Origin of the sequence: Paucibacter sp. DJ2R-2 (genome assembly GCF_025717675.1) — a bacterium.
In the GTDB taxonomy this organism is placed as follows: Bacteria; Pseudomonadota; Gammaproteobacteria; order Burkholderiales; family Burkholderiaceae_C; genus Paucibacter_A.
Genome location: NZ_JAJIRT010000001.1, coordinates 1,560,809 through 1,577,975, shown reverse-complemented (window position 1 = coordinate 1,577,975; position 17,167 = coordinate 1,560,809). Strand labels below are relative to the sequence as shown.

Below are 17,167 nucleotides of genomic sequence, written 5' to 3'. Positions count from 1 at the left end.
GCGCAGGACTCGGGCCCGGCACCGATGGTCAAGCCGGCCGACACCGGCTACGCTGCCCGCGTCGCGAAAGTTCCCAAACCACAAGACGCGACGGAGGAGAAACCACCATGACCGAGACCCACGAACTGCCCGCTCCTGCCATGGAGCCCCTGCGCGACTACCGCGAACTGCCGCCCGAGCAGATGCTGGCCCAGGCGCGCGCCCACTACCAGCAGCAGTTGCGCCGCCGCACCGTGCGCGATTACGACAGCCGGCCCGTGCCGCGCGAGGTGATCGAGCAATGCCTGCTGGCCGCCGGCACCGCGCCTTCGGGCGCCAACCAGCAGCCCTGGCATTTCGCCGTCATCAGCGACCCGGCGATCAAGCATCAGATCCGCATCGAAGCCGAGGAAGAGGAGCGCACCTTCTACAACGGCCGCGCCCCCGAGGAATGGCTGCGCGCGCTGGCGCCCCTGGGCACCGACGCCAACAAGCCTTTTCTGGAAGAGGCGCCGCTGCTGATCGCCATCTTTGCGCAGAAGTACGGCATCGACGCCCAGGGCGAGCGCTACAGCCACTACTACGTGCCCGAGTCGGTGGGCATTGCCACCGGCTTCCTCATCAGCGCCCTGCACGACGCCGGCCTGGCCACCCTGACCCACACGCCCAGCCCCATGGGCTTTCTGAGCAAGATCTGCGGCCGGCCGGAATCAGAAAAGCCGGTCATCCTGCTGGTCGTGGGCTACCCCAAGCCGGGCTGCCTGGTGCCGGTGCATGGTGGCATCAAGAAGCCGCTGGAGGCGATCAGCAGCTGGTTCTGATCACTCGCTCGCCAGCTTCTCCAGCAGCCGCCGCTCCCAGGCCGGCTGCTCGTTGACCGAGATCCAGCCCGAGGCTTCGCTGCGGTACACATAATGCGGCGCACTGGCGGCATTGGCATAGCGCTGGCGCAGCGGTGCCAAGCTGGCCTTGGCCTGCTCGGGGCGGCCCAGGCGGGCCTGGGCGGCGCCCTGGATGATGAGGGCCAGGTCGGTCCAGGGGTTCAGGGCCAGGGCGGCCTCGGCCTGGCGCAGAGCCGAAGCGGCGTCGCCGCTCAACAGCGAAGCCCAGGCCTGCAGCGCCAGCACGCCGGCGTCCTTGGGGTCCAGCAGCGCCGCTTCCTTGAGCTGGGCGCGGGCGGGCTCCAGGCGGCCGGCGCGCAGCAGGTCGCGGGCCAGGTCACGGCGCAGCTCGACCAGGCCGGTGCGCAGGCGCAGGGCCTGCTCGTAGACGGCAAAGGCCTCGTCCCAGCGCTCGGCCTGGGCCAGGGCGGCGGCCTTGCCCCAGAGGGCCTCGGGGCTGTCGCTCTGATAGGCCAGGGCCGACTCAAACGCCGCCAGGGCCGGCGCGGCCGCACCCAGGCGCAGCTGATGCCCACCCAGGGCCAGGTCAACGCGCTGCCGGTCTTCGCCCTCCAGACCTTGCGCCTGTGCGCTCAGGCGGGCCGTCAGCTCGGCCAGGGGCTGGCCGCTGTGCCACAAAGCCTCCAGCGCTGAGCTCAGCACCGCGCCGCTGCGCGGATAACGCGTTTGCACCTCGGCAGCCAGACGGCGCACGGCGTCCGCATCCGCGGCCAAGGACGCGCCGTAGAGCGCCGCCGTCAGCACCAGCTCGTCCTGCGGCGCCACGCTGCGGGCGCGTTCGAAAAAGCCGCGGGCCGCGGCCAGCTCGCCGGACTCCAGGCGATGGTGGCCGGCATTGACCAGGGCGATGGGCAGGCTGGCGCGGGTGTCGGTCTGATTGAAGAGGCGCTGCACCAGGGCCAGCAGTTCCGGGTCCTGAGCCTGCAGACGCTCGCGCACGATCTCGCGCGTGTCGAAGGCATCGCGGCGCGGCGAGTCAAGCGCGTTGGCGCCCTCGGCGAAATACTCCCAGACCGAGCCACCGGCATAGCGAGACAGAAAGCCGTTCTTGCTGCGCTCATCGCGCAGCTTGGCGCGGCGGTACAGCTCCTGGATCTCGCGCGCGGCGTCGGCCGTCAGCACGCCGTGGACCTGGTGGCTCAGCTCATGCAGCACGGTGTTGTAGCGGCCGAAGATGGAGCGCTCGACGTCCTCGATGCCGGTCACGGTGTTGAAGCCGCCCATGCCGCGCACATCGTCCCAGAGCCGCGAGTCGTAGCCGATGCGCTGGTCCTTGAGCGCCAGCGCGCCGGGGGTTTCGGACAGGCGCATGTCCAGGGGCTTGATGAAATGCGTGGCGCCGCCCTCGACCAGCACCGGAATGAAGGCCTTCCAGGGTGCCAGCGACAGGGCCACGCGCTTCTGGTGGCGTGGCGAGAGCTGCGCCCAATTCAGCACATAGCGCTCGATGGCGGGCACCTGCGGCATGGGCGTGGCGGCGAAGCGGGCTTCGTCGGCCGCGCGGTGTGGGTCCTGGCGCAGGCGCAGGCCTTCGATGGCCTTGGCCAGCACGGCATGGGCGCGGCCATGGCCGGGACAACGTGCCAGGGAGCTGGCGGCCAGGCGGCGCGCGGCCAGCAGATCGCCGCGGTCAAAGGCACGCGCGGCGCGGCGGATCAAGGTGTTGGCGGCAGCAAAAGCGGCCGGCGCCTCAGCCGCCAGCTCGCTGTAGTTCTTGCGGGCATAGCCATTGCCCAGGTGGTAATGCGCTTGCTCGTGGAAGGGATCCAGGGCCACGGCGCGCTCGGCGGCGGCCACCGCCTCGGCCGTGCGGCCCAGGCGGATCAGGGTCTCGGCCAGGGCTTGCTCGCCATCGGCACTGGGCTGCAGGGCCAGGGCTTGCTGGTGCAGGGCCAGGGCCGCGTCGTAGTCACGCCGCTGGTAAGCCAGCTGGCCCTGGCCGCGCAAGACGCTGGCGCGTTCGGCCGGGCTGCGCGCGCTGTGCTGCGCCCGCTGCAGGCAGGCCTCGGCCCGCCCGAAATCGCGCAGCTCCAGGGCCAGGCGCGCGGCGGCCAGCAGGTCGGCGGCCGTGGCTGCAGCGCCATCCTCCAACACCGCGGCCGTGCGGCGGCCGACCTCGGCCAGGTTCTCGCTGGCGAACAGCCAGCGGTAGAGCAGCTCGCCGGCCTCGCTGTCCAGCGCCTGGCCGGCCGCATGGCGGCGCAGCAGCAGCTGCAAGGCCGGCCGCGCGGCGCGGTAGTCCTGCACTTGCAGCTGCTGGCGCAGGCGCTGCCATTCGATCGGCCCCGGCAACGCAGCCGATGCGGAGGCTGGCGCGTGGGTGGGGACTGGACCCTGGGCTTGCGCCAAGGGGTTCAGCGACAGGGACAGCAGCACGGGCAGTGCCGCAAGGGCGGGGCGTCGAAAGGCAAGCAGGGGCATGGCGGGCAAAACCTCGGAGTCAGGCACGGATCGCGCGAAAGCATACGTGCTGCGGCTGGGGGCGGCCCGCCGCTTGGGCGAAGTAGAAACCGTCCGTTCGGGAATTCCCCCACCGTCTGTTCATGGGGTGTCGCGCTGGTGGTGTTAAGTTAGCCATTGTTGGTTTTTCAGCGCGCGCGGGCGCCTTATGCCGAATTTCACCGAACACCCCAAGCATCTCGACACCTTGCTGCGCAGGCACCTGCCTGAGCTGTTGGGCGACATCGAACCTCAGGCCATCGAAGTCCTGCTGCCCCACCTGGAATGGGTGGAAGTGCCGGCCGGCCAGGCCTTGATGACCCAGGGGGAAGCGGGCGACGCCATGTACCTGCTGCTCAGCGGCCGGCTGCGCACCTATATCAGCAACGAATTCGGCGAGACGCGCACCGTGCGCGAGATCGGGCGCGGCCAGATCGTCGGAGAAATGAGCCTGTTCACCGACGAGCCACGCTCGGCGACCCTGGTCGCCATCCGCGACTCGGTCTTGGTGCGCCTGGCCAAGGAGCGCTTCAATCAGCTGCTCTCCATCAGCGAAAAAGTGTCGATTGCGCTGACGCGGCAAATCATCCTGCGGCTCAAGACCGAAGGCTCCCGTTCGCTGCCGGACAAGCCCGTCACCATCGGCGTGCTGCCGATCACGGTCCAGGTGGACCATGCCCGCTTCGCGAGCAATCTGGCCCAGGAACTCGCAGGCTTTGGCCGCGTGGCCCTGGTGTCGGCGCAGAGCATTGGCACCGATCTGAACGACCCGACGATTTGCGAACGGCCAGGGTCGGATACCGCGGCCACCCGCCGCATTGCGGTGCACCTCGATCAGATCGAGGCCGAGAACGATTTCGTCCTCCTGGTCAGCGACAGCGAAGCCAGCCCCTGGACCGAACGCTGCTGCCGCCATTGCGATGAGTTGCTGCTGCTCGCCGATGCCGATCAAGCGCCGCAACTGCACCCGATCGAGCAGCAGTGCCTGATCAGCCGGCCGCCGCGCACGGACGCCACCGAGATCCTGGTCCTGCTGCACCCGAGCGAGCGCCAGTCGCCGCAGGGAACCCAGGCCTGGCTGGCGCGCCGGCCGCTGGCCGACCATGTCCACATCCGCCCACAGCTTCCGCGCGACTTCAGCCGGCTGGCCCGTCTGGTCAGCCGCAACGGCGTCGGCCTGGTGCTGGCCGGCGGCGGGGCCAGGGGCCTGGCCCATATCGGCATCTACCGCGCCTTGCTCGAACGCAAGATCGAGATCGATCTGGTCGGCGGCACCAGCATCGGCGCGGTGATGGCTGCCTTGGTGGGCATGGACCGGCCACTGGACTTGATGACCACCGTCGCCCGGCGCGCCTTTGCCAGCAACCCGACCGGCGACTTCAACTGGCTGCCCATGATTTCCCTGATTCGCGGGCGGCGCCTGCGGCGCGTGGTCGAGGGCTCCATCCTGGAGCTGACGGGCCACGCCGCGCAGGCCGAGGACTTGTGGAAGAACTTCTTCTGCGTCGCCTCCAACTACTCTCAAGCCCGCGAGCAGGTGATCAAACAGGGCTCGCTGCTGAAGTCCTTGTTGGCCAGCGTGGCCATCCCGGGCGCGCTGCCGCCTGTCATCTGGAACGGCGATCTGCTCTGCGACGGCGGCACTTTCAACAATTTGCCGGCCGATGTCATGCGCAGACGTTGGGGCATCGGCCGCGTGATCGGCGTGGACCTGGACAGCAACAAGGCCCGCCGTTTCGATTTTGAAGAGGTGCCGGGCAGCCTGGCCTTGTTGCGCGACAAACTGCGGCCGCGCGCCCAGCGGCGCTTCCGCCTGCCGGCCCTGTCGGCCTTGCTGATGAATGTCACCGTGCTGTGCAGCACCTCGCGCCAGCGCGAGGTGCGCAAGCTGATCGACCTCTATTTCAATCCACCCTTGAGCCGCATCGGCATGTTGCAATGGAGCCGCTTCGACGAGCTGGTCCAGCTGGGCTACGAGCATGGCTGCGAGGTTCTTGACGCCAAACCCGGCGCGACCGCTTAGTCATCGCTTAGGCATCGCTCAGGCTTCAGCGATCACGCATCAACTGGGAAACCGCCATGGCAAGCTATCCGGGCAACACCACCGTCAAGCCTTCGGCCGAAGGCATTCTGAGCCGCCTAGCACAGAAGTGGGAGCAGCGCTTTCGCTCCGTGGGTGAAGAGGAGGCGGGCCCGTCCATCGACCCGCGTTTGCAGGCTTTCGCCGCCAAGATCTGCACGGCGGAGCAGGCGGTCAGTCATATCAAGCCCGGTGACCATGTGTTCGTCGGCACGGCTTGCGCCACGCCGCGCAGCCTGGTCGAGGCCTTGGAGGCGCTGGCCTACGCGCCACAAGATGTGGAGTTGCTGCACTTCCTGACCGACCGCGCGGTCCAGTTTGACGACACGGGCAAGCCCCGGACCAAGTACCGGCACCGCTGCTTCTTTGTCGGCCAGGACATGCGCGCCGCGGTCAAGCTGGGGCTGGCGGACTATGTGCCGATCTCGATCGCGCGGGTGCCGCAGCTGATCGCCATCGGGCGGATTCCGCTCGACGTCGCCCTGATCCAGGTGTCCATGCCCGATGAGTTCGGCTATGTGTCCTTGGGCGTCTCGGTCGACATCACGCCGGCGGCCGTGGCCAAAGCGCGCCTGGTGATTGCCGAGATCAACCCCAATATGCCTCGCTCCATGGGAGATTCGACCCTGCATGTCGGCGAGATCGACCATCTGGTGCCGGTGGACACGCCGGTGATCGAATACCTGCACGAGGTCCAACAGACCGAGGTGGTGGAGAAGATCGCGCGCTACATCGGCAGCGTGATCGACGACGGCTCGACCCTGCAAATCGGCATGGGCCGTTTCAGCAACGAGGCGCTCAAGTACCTGACCGACCGGCAGGATCTGGGCATCCACTCCGACGTGATCACCGATGCCATCATCCCGCTGCTGGAGCGCGGCATTCTCACGGGCCAGCGCAAGAGCACGCAACGCGGCAAGATCGTCACCAGCTTTGCCATGGGCTCACGCCGGCTCTACGATTTGATCGATGGCAACCCCATGTTCTCCTTCCAGCCCATCGAAGTCGTTTGCGACGCTTTCACGCTGGGCTCGCAGCACAAGCTGGTTTCGGTGACGCAGGCCTTTGCCGTCGACCTGACCGGTCAGGTCTGCGTCGATCAACTGCACGGCGACTTCTACAGCGGCCTGGCCGCACAGGCCGAGTTCCTGCAGGGCGCCTCGCGCTCAGCCGGTGGCAAAGCCATCATCTGCCTGCCGTCCACCGAGGAAGACGGCGAAAGCTCACGCATCCGCGCCGCCCTGAGCGCCGGCGAGAGCGCGACCATCGCGCGCAGCGATGTGCACTATGTGATCACCGAATACGGCATCGCCTATCTGTTCGGCAAGTCGGTCCGCGAACGGGCCCTGGCGATGATACAAATCGCCCACCCCAAGGTGCGCCAGGCCTTGTTCGACCAGGCGCAGGCCTTGGGCTATGTTCCGGCCGACCAGACCTTGCGCAATCTGCAGGCCTATGCCGTCGAGGACGAGCGGCAGCTGCAACTCAAGGACAAGCGCCCGGTGCTGCTGCGCCCGACGATGCCGACCGATGGCGACGCCATCCGCGATCTCTTCCACCACCTGCCCAAGCACGACGTCTACACGCGTTTCTTCCGCCAACTGCGCGGCATTTCCAGTCGTGATGTGCAACGCCTGTGCAATCTGAATTCGGAGACCGAGGTCGGCATGGTCGCCTGTGTCGGCACACGCGAGCACCCCGTCATCATTGCGCACGCCATGTATGTCATCGACCCCAGCACCAATCTCGCCGAGACCGCGTTCATGGTGCACCCCGACTGGCAGGGCCAAGGCCTGGGCGCCCTCTTGCAGGAGCGCATGAGCGAACACGCCCGGCTGCGCGGCGTGCGTGGCTTCGTGGCCGAAGTGCTGAGCAATAACGAACGCATGATTCGCCTAGCACGCAGCCTGAGCAGCAATATTCAGCTGGAAAGCATGGGCTCCTCGGTGCGGATCACCAGCCTGCTCTAGACCCGGCGCAGCCTCAGGGCTGCAGCAGGCGACGCTTCCCGCATCCCGATGCAAAATTCGGCACCCCGGCCCCAGCCCCAGCAGCGAGCAACTTCTTGAACGAGTGGTTCACACACCTGAGCACCTTGGCCAGCGCATGGCTGAGCAGCGTGCTCGCTTCGCCACAGCAGATGCTGGCTCATCTGGCCGCCGCCATCGCCATTGGCTTGATCATGGCAGGCGCGCTGGCCAAGACCATGTCGCCCTTGCGCTGGCTGGCCGCCGGCAGCAATGTGGGCCTGATGGTTTACGGCGCCCTGCGGCCATCGCCGATCACGTTTTGCATCGCTGCGGTGCTGCTGCCGGTCAATCTGTACCGGGCGGCCGAGGTGAGCCGGCTGACACGCCGGGTGCGCAGTGCCGAAGCGGCCGGCGACAGCGCCGGCTTGTGGCTCAAGCCCTATATGAAGGCCCGAAAGCTCAAGGCCGGCCAGACCCTGTTCAGCAAGGGTGACGCCGCCGAGCACCTGTTTCTGTTGGTGGACGGCGAACTGGAATTGGTCGAATTGGGCAAGACCCTGGAAGCCGGCCATATCTTTGGCGAGATCGCCTTGTTCTCGCCCGAACGCGTTCGCACCCACACGGTTCGCTGCCTGAGGGCCGGCACCGTCCTGCAAATCCACGACAGCACGGTCCGCCAGCTCTATTTTCAGGACCCGGCCTTCGGCTTTCATTTACTCAACCTGCTGGCCAACCGGCTCAGCAGCGATGTGCAGCGCGCCCAGACCCAGCTGCAAGGCGCAGACCGTGATCTGGGCAAGATCAGCTGAATTGCCAAGTTATTTTTTAGCCACTTTCGGGCGCTGAAGACTGCGACAGAAGGGGCAAGGCGCAAGCCAACTCGGGCAGATCTGCGGGCCCGGCGCGGCGCGATTCTGTCGACACCCGCAGCCGCAGGGTGACAGGGCCTGCTGCAGCTTCCTAGAATGCAGGCCATATGCCAGGGCAATCGCCTTGCCCGCACCGGATTCATGGTTCCAGATGTCTGAGATTCGCGCACTGCTGCTGACCGACGTGGTGGACAGCACCAAGCTTTCCGAAGAGTTGGGCGACCAGGCCATGGCCGAGGTCTGGCTGCAGCACGACCGGCTGGCGCGCGACCTCCTGCCCGTGTGGCGAGGCCGCGAGATCGACAAGACCGACGGCATGCTGCTGCTGTTTGAACGTTGCGAAGACGCGCTGCACTATGCCCAGGCCTACCACCAGGCCCTGGCCCAGCTGCCGGTGGCGCTCAAGGCGCGGGCCGGCCTTCATGTCGGCGCCGTGATTCTGCGCGAGAACTGCCCTGAAGATGTGCAGCGAGGTGCCAAGCCACTGGAGGTGGAGGGCCTGGCCAAGCCCACGGCGGCACGCATCATGTCGGTCGCCGGCGCCGGCCAGACCCTGCTGAGCGCGGAAGCTCGGGCGGCCCTGCCCGACAGCGAGCTTCCGATCGAGTCGCATGGCCATTGGATGATGAAGGGGGTGTCCGAGCCCATCGAACTGTTCGAAGCGAGCCTCGACGGCGCTGGGTTCACCGCACTGGCCGATGGCGAGAAGGTCTACCGCGTGATTCGCTCGGGCGAGCGCTGGTTGCCGGTCCGCGAGATCCCGAACAACCTGCCTCAACAAGCGAGCAGCTTCGTCGGCCGGGACCAGGAACTGCGCGACATCAAAAAGCTGCTCGGCAGCGCCCGCCTGGTGACCCTGCTGGGCATGGGCGGCCTGGGCAAGACCCGGCTCAGCCTGCAAGCGGCCGCCGAGTTGATGCACCAGTTCCCGGACGGCGTCTGGTTTCTGGATCTGGCGCCCATCACCGACCCGGAGCTCGCACTGAGCGAAGCGGCACAAGTCCTGGGCGTGCGCGAGGAACCGGAATGCAGCTTGCTGCAATCGGTCTGTGCGCATCTCAAGCATCGCCGGGTCTTGATGATCTTCGACAACTGCGAGCACCTGATCAAGCCGGCGGCCGCGCTGGCCCATGCGGTCATGCGCGCCGCACCACATGTGCGCCTGGCAGCGTCGAGCCGCGAAGCGCTGAACATTCCCGGCGAGCGCACTTATCCCATCCTGCCCCTGGCGCTCCCGCCGGTCGGCGCCTCGATGGCGGTGCTGATGGCATCGCCCGCGGTGCGGCTCTTCGTCGACCGGGCCCAGGCCCACAAGCCCAGCTTCACGCTGGATGAGGATCAAGCACCGGCCGTGGCCGAGCTGGTTGCAAGGCTGGAGGGCATTCCCCTGGCGCTGGAACTGGCGGCCGCCCGGGTAAGGATGTTGTCGGTGGCCGAGATCAATCGCCGCCTGGACGACCGCTACAAACTGCTGACCGGCGGTTCACGCGTGCTGCAGCATCGCCAGCAGACCTTGCGCGCCCTGGTGGACTGGTCCTACGACATGCTGAGCGATGTCGAACGCAGCCTGCTGCAAGGCCTGGCGGTGTTCAAAGGCGGCTTTGACCTGGAAGCCTGCGAAGCGGTGTGCGGCCAAGACCCGATCGCGCCGGAAGACGTGCTCGACCTCTTGGGCGCCCTGATCGAAAAGTCGCTGCTGATGCAGGTCGAAACCGAAGAGTCTTCGCGCTACAAGATGCTGGAGACGATCCGCGACTATGCGCTGGAGAAGCTCAACGACAGCGAGCGCGCAGCTGAGCTCAGCGCCGGCCACTGCCTGTATTTTTTCGAACTGGCCAAGCAAGGGCGCAATGGCATGCGGGGGCCGCAACAGGGCGAATGGCTGGCCCGCCTGGAAAGCGAGCATGACAATCTGCGCGCGGCGGTGAACCTGGCCATGGCCGAGCACGGGCCGGTCGACCCCATCATTGCCGTCAAGCTAGCCGTGGCCCTGCAGGGCTTCTGGATCTTGCGCGGCCATGTCAGCGAAGGCCGGGCCAGCCTGCAAGCCATGCTCAAGCTGCCGGCGGTTCAGGCCTCGGACATGGTGCATGGGTTCGCGCTGTATGTGGACGGCTGCCTGGCCTGGAGCCAGAGCGACCACAAAGCGGCCTTAACGAATCTGAGCACCTGTCTGGACTTGCGTCGCAAGCTCGGCAAGCCGGAGGAAACCGCCGCCACTTTGTCGACGCTCGCGGTGGCCCGCCTCAGCTGTGGCGACGCTCAAGGCGCGCTCAAAGCGGCCACCGAAAGCCTGACCTTGTTTCAAGAATGCGCTTACGCGATTGGCGAGACGACGGTTCGATTGCAACTCGGTCAGATTGAGACTTATCTGGGCCATTGGCCGCAAGCCGAGGTGCACTTGCAAGCGGCTTTGCAGCTGGCCCGCCAGATCAAAAACCCCGAGACCGAAGCCGAAAGTGAGCTGGCCTTGGGTCAGCTCGCTTTCTACCAAGCTGACCTGGCCGCAGCAGAAGCGGCCCTGGCGCGTTCGCTGAAGATTTGCCTGAACGCGGGTGACCGGCGCGGTGCGGCCAATGCGCTCGCCTGGCAGGGCAAGCTCGATGTGCAAGCCGCCCGCCTGCCCCTGGCCCGCAGCCGGCTGGCCGAGGCTTTGACGGCCTTCAATGCCTTTGAAATGCGCGAGCAGCTGATCGCTTGCCTCGAGGACCACGCGGCCTTGGGGCTGGCACTGGGCCAAGCTCAACAGGCCTGCGCACTGGCGTCCGCCGCCGAACAGCTGCGCCGCAAGGCCGGCCTGCCTTTGCCTGAGCATGCACACCGGCTTTGGCTCAGCCGGCAGGCCGAGCTGAAGGCCGCCATCCCGGACGCCTCGGCATTTCAAGAGGCCTGGCAAGCAGCGCAGGACTGGGACACCGCCGAGGCTTTGCGTCAGGCACTCGCCCTGTCCATGCCCGAGGGCCTGCGAACCTGAGGCCGGGCTGCGCCCGGCTCGCGTTCAAAGCCGGCGCTTGTTGCTGCGCGAGCTCAAACCCAGTCCAGCCAGGGCCGCCAGCAAGAGGCCCGGGCTGGCCGGCTCGGGCACCGAATTGGCTGTCGGGACTTCGGCCAAAAAACGGAACTCATGGGTCTGGGAATTCACCAGCGTGCTGCGTCAGGCGCGAGCGCAGCTGGCGCTGGCCTTTGGGTCTTCAGACAGCGCCCTCAGCTTGGCCGCTGGCACCGACTGCCTGCGTGAACAGGCTCAGCTGGCGCGTTCGCCCACAGCCGAACTGACCTGGCAGGCTTTTCTTCAGCGCCTGCAAGATGCCATGTCACCCGAGGCGCATGCCACGGCTTGGCAGCAGGCCTGGGGTAGCGGCACCTCAGAGTTGATGCGCCTCGCCCAGGGCTTGCGAGCAGATGGTGGTGGGGCGATTCAGGCTTGACGTCGGCCTGCGGCCAGCAGCATCAGACCGAGTGCAGCCAGGGCCAGACTGCCGGGCTCGGGCACTTGGTTGTTGGCAGGGACGCCGGTAGGTTCGATGGTGTCGACCGGCCAACCGTCATTGTCCAGGTTGCGGCTTATGCGATAGCCGATGGCCGCACCGCTGTTGTCGTAGCCGAGTTTGCTGACGGCGTTGTCGTCGTAGTTGTAGATGGTGGCCACCGCGCCGACCGTGTCGGCCACGCCGTCGAAGTTGATGCAGCCAAAGCCGCAGCTGGTGCCCACCTGGATGTAAGGCATGAAGTGGTAGCCCACGCTGGCGAAGTTGAACAGCTTGCCCGGCGCAATGGTGCCGCCCTCGAAGTCGTTGAAAAAGGCGGCACCGGCGATGTTCGTGGAGATGCCCATCACGAAGCCATCCACCACCGTCATCTGCAACACGTCCAGGTTCAACACCTTGTTCTCAAAGACGGCCGGCGCGCCGGTGGCGTAGATGCGGAAATCGATGTTGACCGGCACCGCGTTACAGCCAGGGACAGAGCCGTCCAGGTTCACGGTGACCTGGCCCGGTGCATTGCCGATGCAACTGTCGGCCACGTTGAAGCTGAAGTCGTACTCGTAGGACACGCCCGGCAAAACCGCGCCGAACTGCGGGTCGAAATTGCCGGTCACGACGCCCGCTTGCGCAGCGCCGCTCAGGGCCAGGCTGGCACCCAGCAAGCACGCCGCAAATCCCTTGCGCACCGACACGCCGCCCCAGCTCTTCAAGCCCAAGTTGTTTTCCATCATCTGTCTCTTTCAATGATTCGGGGCCAAGGACGCTGATTCGGCATCGCCCGTGTTGTCGCAAAGCAATGGCCTCTGCCCTATCCGCTCCAACAAGGCGAACGGCGCGCAGGCCAGGGCGAGAGGTTACTGGATGTGAGCCACTATTCACCCCCCGCGAACAAGTGGAATATTCCCGCCGCGAAGTGCCGGACGGGTCGCCAGCCAACAGAAAAAGAAAAGCCACCCGAGGACTCGGGTGGCCAGAGCGAACCGGCTTCCAGGAACGGTGCGTCAACCCGGAAGTTTCACGAGGGAAGCGGGAATTGCGTGAGTCGAGGCCGCAGCCAATGGCGCTGAGACGGCCGCAGCCGATGCCCAGTGGCATCGGCGAGGTTTGAAGCGTCAGGGGCAAGGTCTGGGCCGCGCAAGCCCGCGTAGGCCTAGTTGCCAACATGGATCTAACCTTGAAGCGAGAGCATGTCGTGCTCATCGGCGCTGCGGAACAGCCAGGGCCGACCTCGTGAAATATCCGGGTTAAGACCTCAGTGCAGGCCGGCCAGCAGTGCCGCGTTGCCGCCAGCGGCCGCGGTGTTGATGGTCAAGGTCTGCTCGGCGCTGAAGCGGTATTGCTGCAGCGGGTCATGCACCTCCTGCGCAGTGATCAGGGGGCGGATGGCGGCGTCACCGGCGGCCAGCTGGCGCAGCAAGGCGCGCTCGGCCGGGCGGTCGGGTGCGGCCAGCACCACGCCGGCGACGCGCTCGTCGTCGAGCAAAGCAGCCACCGTGGCGCTGCCTGCCTGAGGCAGGATCAGCAAGGCCTCGGCCGGCAGACCGGCGGCACGCAGCCGGGCTTGCACCAGCTCAGCCTCGGCCGGCGCATCGCAGAGCAGGGCCACGCTGTTACCGGCCACCAGGGCCGCGGCCAGGCTCAGGGCCAGCTCGGGCAGAGCAGCGGACTGCGCCAGCAGCAGCAGCACGCCGCGGGCATGCAGACGCAGCTCATTGCTCTCGCCAGTGGGGCCGGGCAGGCGCAGGTCGGCCAGCACGCGCTCGGCCAGGCTCAAGCGAGCATTGACAGACAGGCCACCGGCCTGGCCTTCGAAGGCACGGCGCAGCACTGTCGCACGCTCGGCCAGCGGGCGTGAGGCCCAGGCCTCGTGGCCCGCAGCCAGGGCGGCCACGGTGGCGGCCAAGCCGGCCGTAGCGGCGGCCTCGGGCTTCAAGCCGGCACCTGCGGCAGGCGCCACCACATGCGGCAGAGCGCAGAAGCGGTAGAGGTAGTTCGGGCCGCCGGCCTTGGGGCCGGTGCCGGACATGCCTTCGCCGCCGAAGGGCTGGACGCCGACCACGGCGCCGATGACATTGCGGTTGACGTAGACGTTACCGATGCGGGCCAACTCGGCCAGGCGCAGGGCGCGGCTGTCGATGCGGGTCTGGATGCCCAGGGTCAGGCCATAGCCGAGCGCGTTGATCTGCTCGACCACCGCGTCGACATCGCCGCCCCAGCGCACCACATGCAGCACCGGGCCGAAGATTTCCTGGCGCAGGCTGCCGATCGAGGCAATCTCGAAGGCCACGGGCTGGATCAGGCGCGGCAGGGCGTCATGCACCGGCGCTTCGGCGATCAGTTTCGCCTCGCGCTTGAGGCGGGCGACGTTCTTGGCGATGTTGTCGAAGGCCTCGTCGTCGATGACCGGGCCGACATCGGTGGCCAGCTCGGCCGGGCGGCCGACCCACAGCTCTTGCAACGCGCCCTTGAGCATCTCGATCACGCCGTCGGCAATGCTCTCGTGCACGCACAGCAGGCGCAGGGCCGAGCAACGCTGGCCGGCCGAGCGGAAGGCCGATTGCACGACGGCATCGACCACTTGCTCGGGCAGGGCGGTCGAGTCGACCACCATGGCATTCAAGCCGCCGGTCTCGGCGATCAGGGGCACGACCGCGCCGTCCTTGGCGGCCAGGCTGCGGTTGATGATCTGCGCCACTTGCGTGGAGCCGGTGAAGCAGACGCCGGCGGTCTGCGGCGCCGCCACCAGGCCGGCGCCGACGGTTTCACCCGGGCCGTGCAGCAGCTGCAGCGCCGTCTGCGGCAGGCCGGCGGCGTAGAGCAGCTCGACGAACTGCTGGGCCACAAAAGGCGTTTGTTCAGCGGGCTTGGCGGCCACGGTATTGCCCGTCACCAGGGCGGCGACGACCTGGCCGGCAAAGATGGCCAGGGGAAAGTTCCAGGGGCTGATGCAGACGAAGACGCCACGGCCTTGCATACGCGGGCCGTCGAGTTCCGCCTGGTCGGCGTAGTAGCGCAGAAAGTCGACGGCTTCGCGGACTTCGGCCACGCAGTCGCCTTGGGTCTTGTAGGCTTCCTTGACCAGCAGGGCACAGAACTCGTGGATGCGGCCGTCCAGCAAATCGGCGGCGCGACGCAGGATGTCGGCGCGCTCATGAGCGGGTGTGGTGTTCCAGGGCGTGAAGCCGGCTTGCAAGCGGACCATGGCCTCGCTGACCTGCTCGGCCGTGGCTTCGGGCACGGGCTTGATCTCGCTGCGGGCCAAGGCGTCGAGGTAGGCCTGGCGCTGGGCCAGATCGGTCAGGTCGGCGCCGGTGGAGTTGGCGCGGCCTTCGCCCTTGGGGTCTTGATAGAGCGAGCGCGGCAGCGGCAGGGCGCTGTAGGGCTGAACTTGCTCGACCGGCGAGCCGAGCAGCTCGGGCACCTGCACGTTGACATCGGCCAGCTGGTGAACGAAGGACGAGTTGGCGCCGTTTTCAAGCAGGCGGCGCACCAGATAGGCGAGCAGGTCGCGGTGTTCGCCGACCGGAGCGTAGACGCGGCAGGGAATCGTGCCGGCCTTGAGCACCTCACGGTACACGCCTTCGCCCATGCCGTGCAGGCGCTGCATTTCGAACTTGGCATTGGCCGAGGTGGCCATCTGCACGATGGCGGCGATGGTGCCGGCGTTGTGGCTGGCGAACTGCGGGTAGATCACATCGGCGTGTTCGATCAAGGCCTGGGCGCACGCCAGATAGGACACATCGGTGTGCTGCTTGTGCGTGAACACGGGGTAGGCGGCCAGGCCCAGCTCCTGGGCGCGCTTGATTTCGCCGTCCCAATACGCGCCCTTGACCAGGCGCACCATGAAGCGCAGATGGTGCTTCTTGGCGATGGCAGCCACCTCGTGGATGACGGCCAGAGCGCGGGTCTGGTAGGCCTGCACGGCCAGGCCGAAGCCGCGCCACTGCGGGTAATGGCTGGCGATGCGGGCGGCCAGGGCGTCCAGCACATCGAGCGAGAGTTCGAGGCGGTCCACCTCCTCGGCGTCGATGGTCAGGTTGATATTGGCCTGCGCGGCCAGGGTGATCAGCTCCCAGACGCGCGGCAGCAGCTCGGCGAACACGCGCTCGCGTTGCAGCACTTCATAGCGCGAGAACAGGGCGCTGAGCTTGATCGAGATGCCGTCCGCCGCTTCCGGCGAATCGGCCTTGGCGCCGGCGGCAATGGCCTTGATGGCGCCAACGTAGGCGGCCTGATAGCGGCGCGCATCGGCCTCGGTGCGGGCGCCCTCACCCAGCATGTCGTAGCTGAAGCGCAGCATGGGCTGGGCCTTGCGTGCCGAGCTGGCCTCGTCCATGGCTTCGCCGATATTGCGGCCCAGCACGAACTGTCGGCCCAAGAGCTGGATGGCGCGCACCGTGGCGCCCACCACGGTTTGCGCGCCCAAGCGGGTCAGCAAGCCGCCCTGGCCTTCGGCATCGGGCAGGAACTTCTTGGACAGGGAGATGGCCGAGGCCGAGAGGCTGGACCAGAGCTTGTGCGGGCCGTCCGAGCCGCCGTCAAACTGGCCGCGGCCCAGCTGGTCGGCCGTCAGGGCGATGGCGGTGGGGGCGTCGGGCACGCGCAGCAGGGCCTCCGCCAGGCGCATCAGGGCCAGGCCTTCGGAGCTGGTGATGGGGTATTCGCGCAGCAGCGATTCCATGGCCCAGAAGGGCGCGGGGTTGGCGCGCACCTGCTCCACCCAGGGGCGGGCTTGCTCGATGACGGCGGGCCAATTCAGGCCAGCGCCCAGGCTCTGAGCCAGCGTGTTGACCACGCCGATCTCGTCGCGATAGGGGTCGGGCAGGCGGGCGGCTTCGGGCAGCAGGGCGAAAGCGGTCATGGAAAACCTCGTAATGGGCGAAACTAGCGAAGCGTCGAACTTTATGTGTGCTGGCCCTGAATTAAATTCAGAACATCAGCACTCCCCTAGTCGAAAATTCAGCATGAGCAGCGACACCCCCACCCTGGACAAGACCGATGCCCGCATCCTGCGTGTGCTGCAGACCGACGGCCGCATCTCCAATCTGAAGCTGGCCGAGGCCGTGCACCTCTCCCCCACCGCCGTGCTCGAGCGCGTCAAGCGCCTGACCCGCGAGGGCTACATCCTGGGCTACGAAGCACGACTGAACCCGGAAAAGCTGGGCGCGGCCATGCTGGTCTTCATCGAAATCCTGCTCGACCGCACGGTACAGGACGTGATGGACAACTTCAAGGCCGCCGTCCAGGCCCGGCCGGAGATCCTGGAATGCCATCTGGTGGCCGGCGGTTTCGATTACCTGCTCAAGACCCGCGTGTCCGATATGGGCGCCTACCGCGAGTTCATCGGCAGCGTCATCTGGACCCTGCCCGGTGTGCGCGAGACGCGGACTTACGCGGTGATGGAAGAGGTGAAGAACACGACGGCGTTGCCGTTCTGAAGGGG

General features: G+C 67.0%; 11 protein-coding genes. 7 read left to right on the top strand and 4 right to left on the bottom strand.

Annotated features, from left to right (window positions below; all coding sequences use genetic code 11):
- The first annotated feature begins 107 nt into the window (after positions 1-107).
- Positions 108-800, top strand: a complete 693-nt coding sequence (locus tag LNV28_RS06835; RefSeq protein ID WP_263515801.1) for a nitroreductase family protein — start codon at positions 108-110, stop codon at positions 798-800.
- On the opposite strand, the gene LNV28_RS06830 is transcribed toward LNV28_RS06835, so the two are convergent.
- Positions 801-3,302, bottom strand: a complete 2,502-nt coding sequence (locus LNV28_RS06830) for a tetratricopeptide repeat protein (RefSeq protein WP_263515802.1) — start codon at positions 3,300-3,302, stop codon at positions 801-803.
- Between the two features lie 187 nt (positions 3,303-3,489).
- On the opposite strand from LNV28_RS06830, the gene LNV28_RS06825 reads away from it, so the two are divergent.
- The 4 genes from LNV28_RS06825 (at position 3,490) to LNV28_RS06810 (ending at position 11,213) form a co-directional block, all read left to right on the top strand.
- Positions 3,490-5,343, top strand: coding sequence for a patatin-like phospholipase family protein (locus tag LNV28_RS06825; protein WP_263515803.1), 1,854 nt, complete (start codon positions 3,490-3,492; stop codon positions 5,341-5,343).
- A 56-nt stretch (positions 5,344-5,399) separates the two neighbouring features.
- The gene (locus LNV28_RS06820) at positions 5,400-7,370 is read left to right on the top strand and encodes a bifunctional acetyl-CoA hydrolase/transferase family protein/GNAT family N-acetyltransferase (RefSeq protein ID WP_263515804.1); all 1,971 of its coding nucleotides are present in this window, start codon (positions 5,400-5,402) and stop codon (positions 7,368-7,370) included.
- 95 nt (positions 7,371-7,465) lie between these two features.
- Positions 7,466-8,179, top strand: a complete 714-nt coding sequence (locus LNV28_RS06815) for a Crp/Fnr family transcriptional regulator (protein WP_263515805.1) — start codon at positions 7,466-7,468, stop codon at positions 8,177-8,179.
- Between the two features lie 211 nt (positions 8,180-8,390).
- A complete protein-coding gene (locus LNV28_RS06810) occupies positions 8,391-11,213 on the top strand; it encodes an ATP-binding protein (protein WP_263515806.1) in 2,823 nt (940 codons plus the stop codon).
- Between the two features lie 24 nt (positions 11,214-11,237).
- Here the strand turns inward: LNV28_RS06810 and LNV28_RS06805 are convergent, their stop codons facing one another.
- Positions 11,238-11,381, bottom strand: a complete 144-nt coding sequence (locus LNV28_RS06805) for a PEP-CTERM sorting domain-containing protein (RefSeq protein WP_263515807.1) — start codon at positions 11,379-11,381, stop codon at positions 11,238-11,240.
- Between the two features lie 4 nt (positions 11,382-11,385).
- Here LNV28_RS06805 and LNV28_RS06800 point away from each other — a divergent pair, with 4 nt between their 5' ends.
- Positions 11,386-11,667, top strand: coding sequence for a hypothetical protein (locus LNV28_RS06800; RefSeq protein ID WP_263515808.1), 282 nt, complete (start codon positions 11,386-11,388; stop codon positions 11,665-11,667).
- Here LNV28_RS06800 and LNV28_RS06795 read toward each other — a convergent pair.
- On the bottom strand, positions 11,658-12,455 hold the full coding sequence (locus LNV28_RS06795) for a PEP-CTERM sorting domain-containing protein (RefSeq protein ID WP_263515809.1): 798 nt from the start codon (positions 12,453-12,455) through the stop codon (positions 11,658-11,660). The genes LNV28_RS06800 and LNV28_RS06795 overlap by 10 nt on opposite strands.
- A 521-nt stretch (positions 12,456-12,976) precedes the next feature.
- On the bottom strand, positions 12,977-16,585 hold the full coding sequence (locus tag LNV28_RS06790; protein ID WP_411969911.1) for an L-glutamate gamma-semialdehyde dehydrogenase: 3,609 nt from the start codon (positions 16,583-16,585) through the stop codon (positions 12,977-12,979).
- 103 nt (positions 16,586-16,688) lie between these two features.
- Here LNV28_RS06790 and LNV28_RS06785 point away from each other — a divergent pair, with 103 nt between their 5' ends.
- Complete coding sequence (locus tag LNV28_RS06785; RefSeq protein WP_263515810.1) at positions 16,689-17,162, top strand: Lrp/AsnC ligand binding domain-containing protein; 474 nt, start codon at positions 16,689-16,691, stop codon at positions 17,160-17,162.
- Positions 17,163-17,167 lie beyond the last annotated feature (5 nt).

Coding starts and splice junctions, on each gene's coding strand:
- LNV28_RS06835 (WP_263515801.1), top strand. CDS start 108: ATGACCGAGACCCACGAACTGCCCGCTCCTGCCATGGAGCCCCTGCGC.
- LNV28_RS06830 (WP_263515802.1), bottom strand. CDS start 3,302: ATGCCCCTGCTTGCCTTTCGACGCCCCGCCCTTGCGGCACTGCCCGTG.
- LNV28_RS06825 (WP_263515803.1), top strand. CDS start 3,490: ATGCCGAATTTCACCGAACACCCCAAGCATCTCGACACCTTGCTGCGC.
- LNV28_RS06820 (WP_263515804.1), top strand. CDS start 5,400: ATGGCAAGCTATCCGGGCAACACCACCGTCAAGCCTTCGGCCGAAGGC.
- LNV28_RS06810 (WP_263515806.1), top strand. CDS start 8,391: ATGTCTGAGATTCGCGCACTGCTGCTGACCGACGTGGTGGACAGCACC.
- LNV28_RS06795 (WP_263515809.1), bottom strand. CDS start 12,455: ATGATGGAAAACAACTTGGGCTTGAAGAGCTGGGGCGGCGTGTCGGTG.
- LNV28_RS06790 (WP_411969911.1), bottom strand. CDS start 16,585: ATGACCGCTTTCGCCCTGCTGCCCGAAGCCGCCCGCCTGCCCGACCCC.
- LNV28_RS06785 (WP_263515810.1), top strand. CDS start 16,689: ATGAGCAGCGACACCCCCACCCTGGACAAGACCGATGCCCGCATCCTG.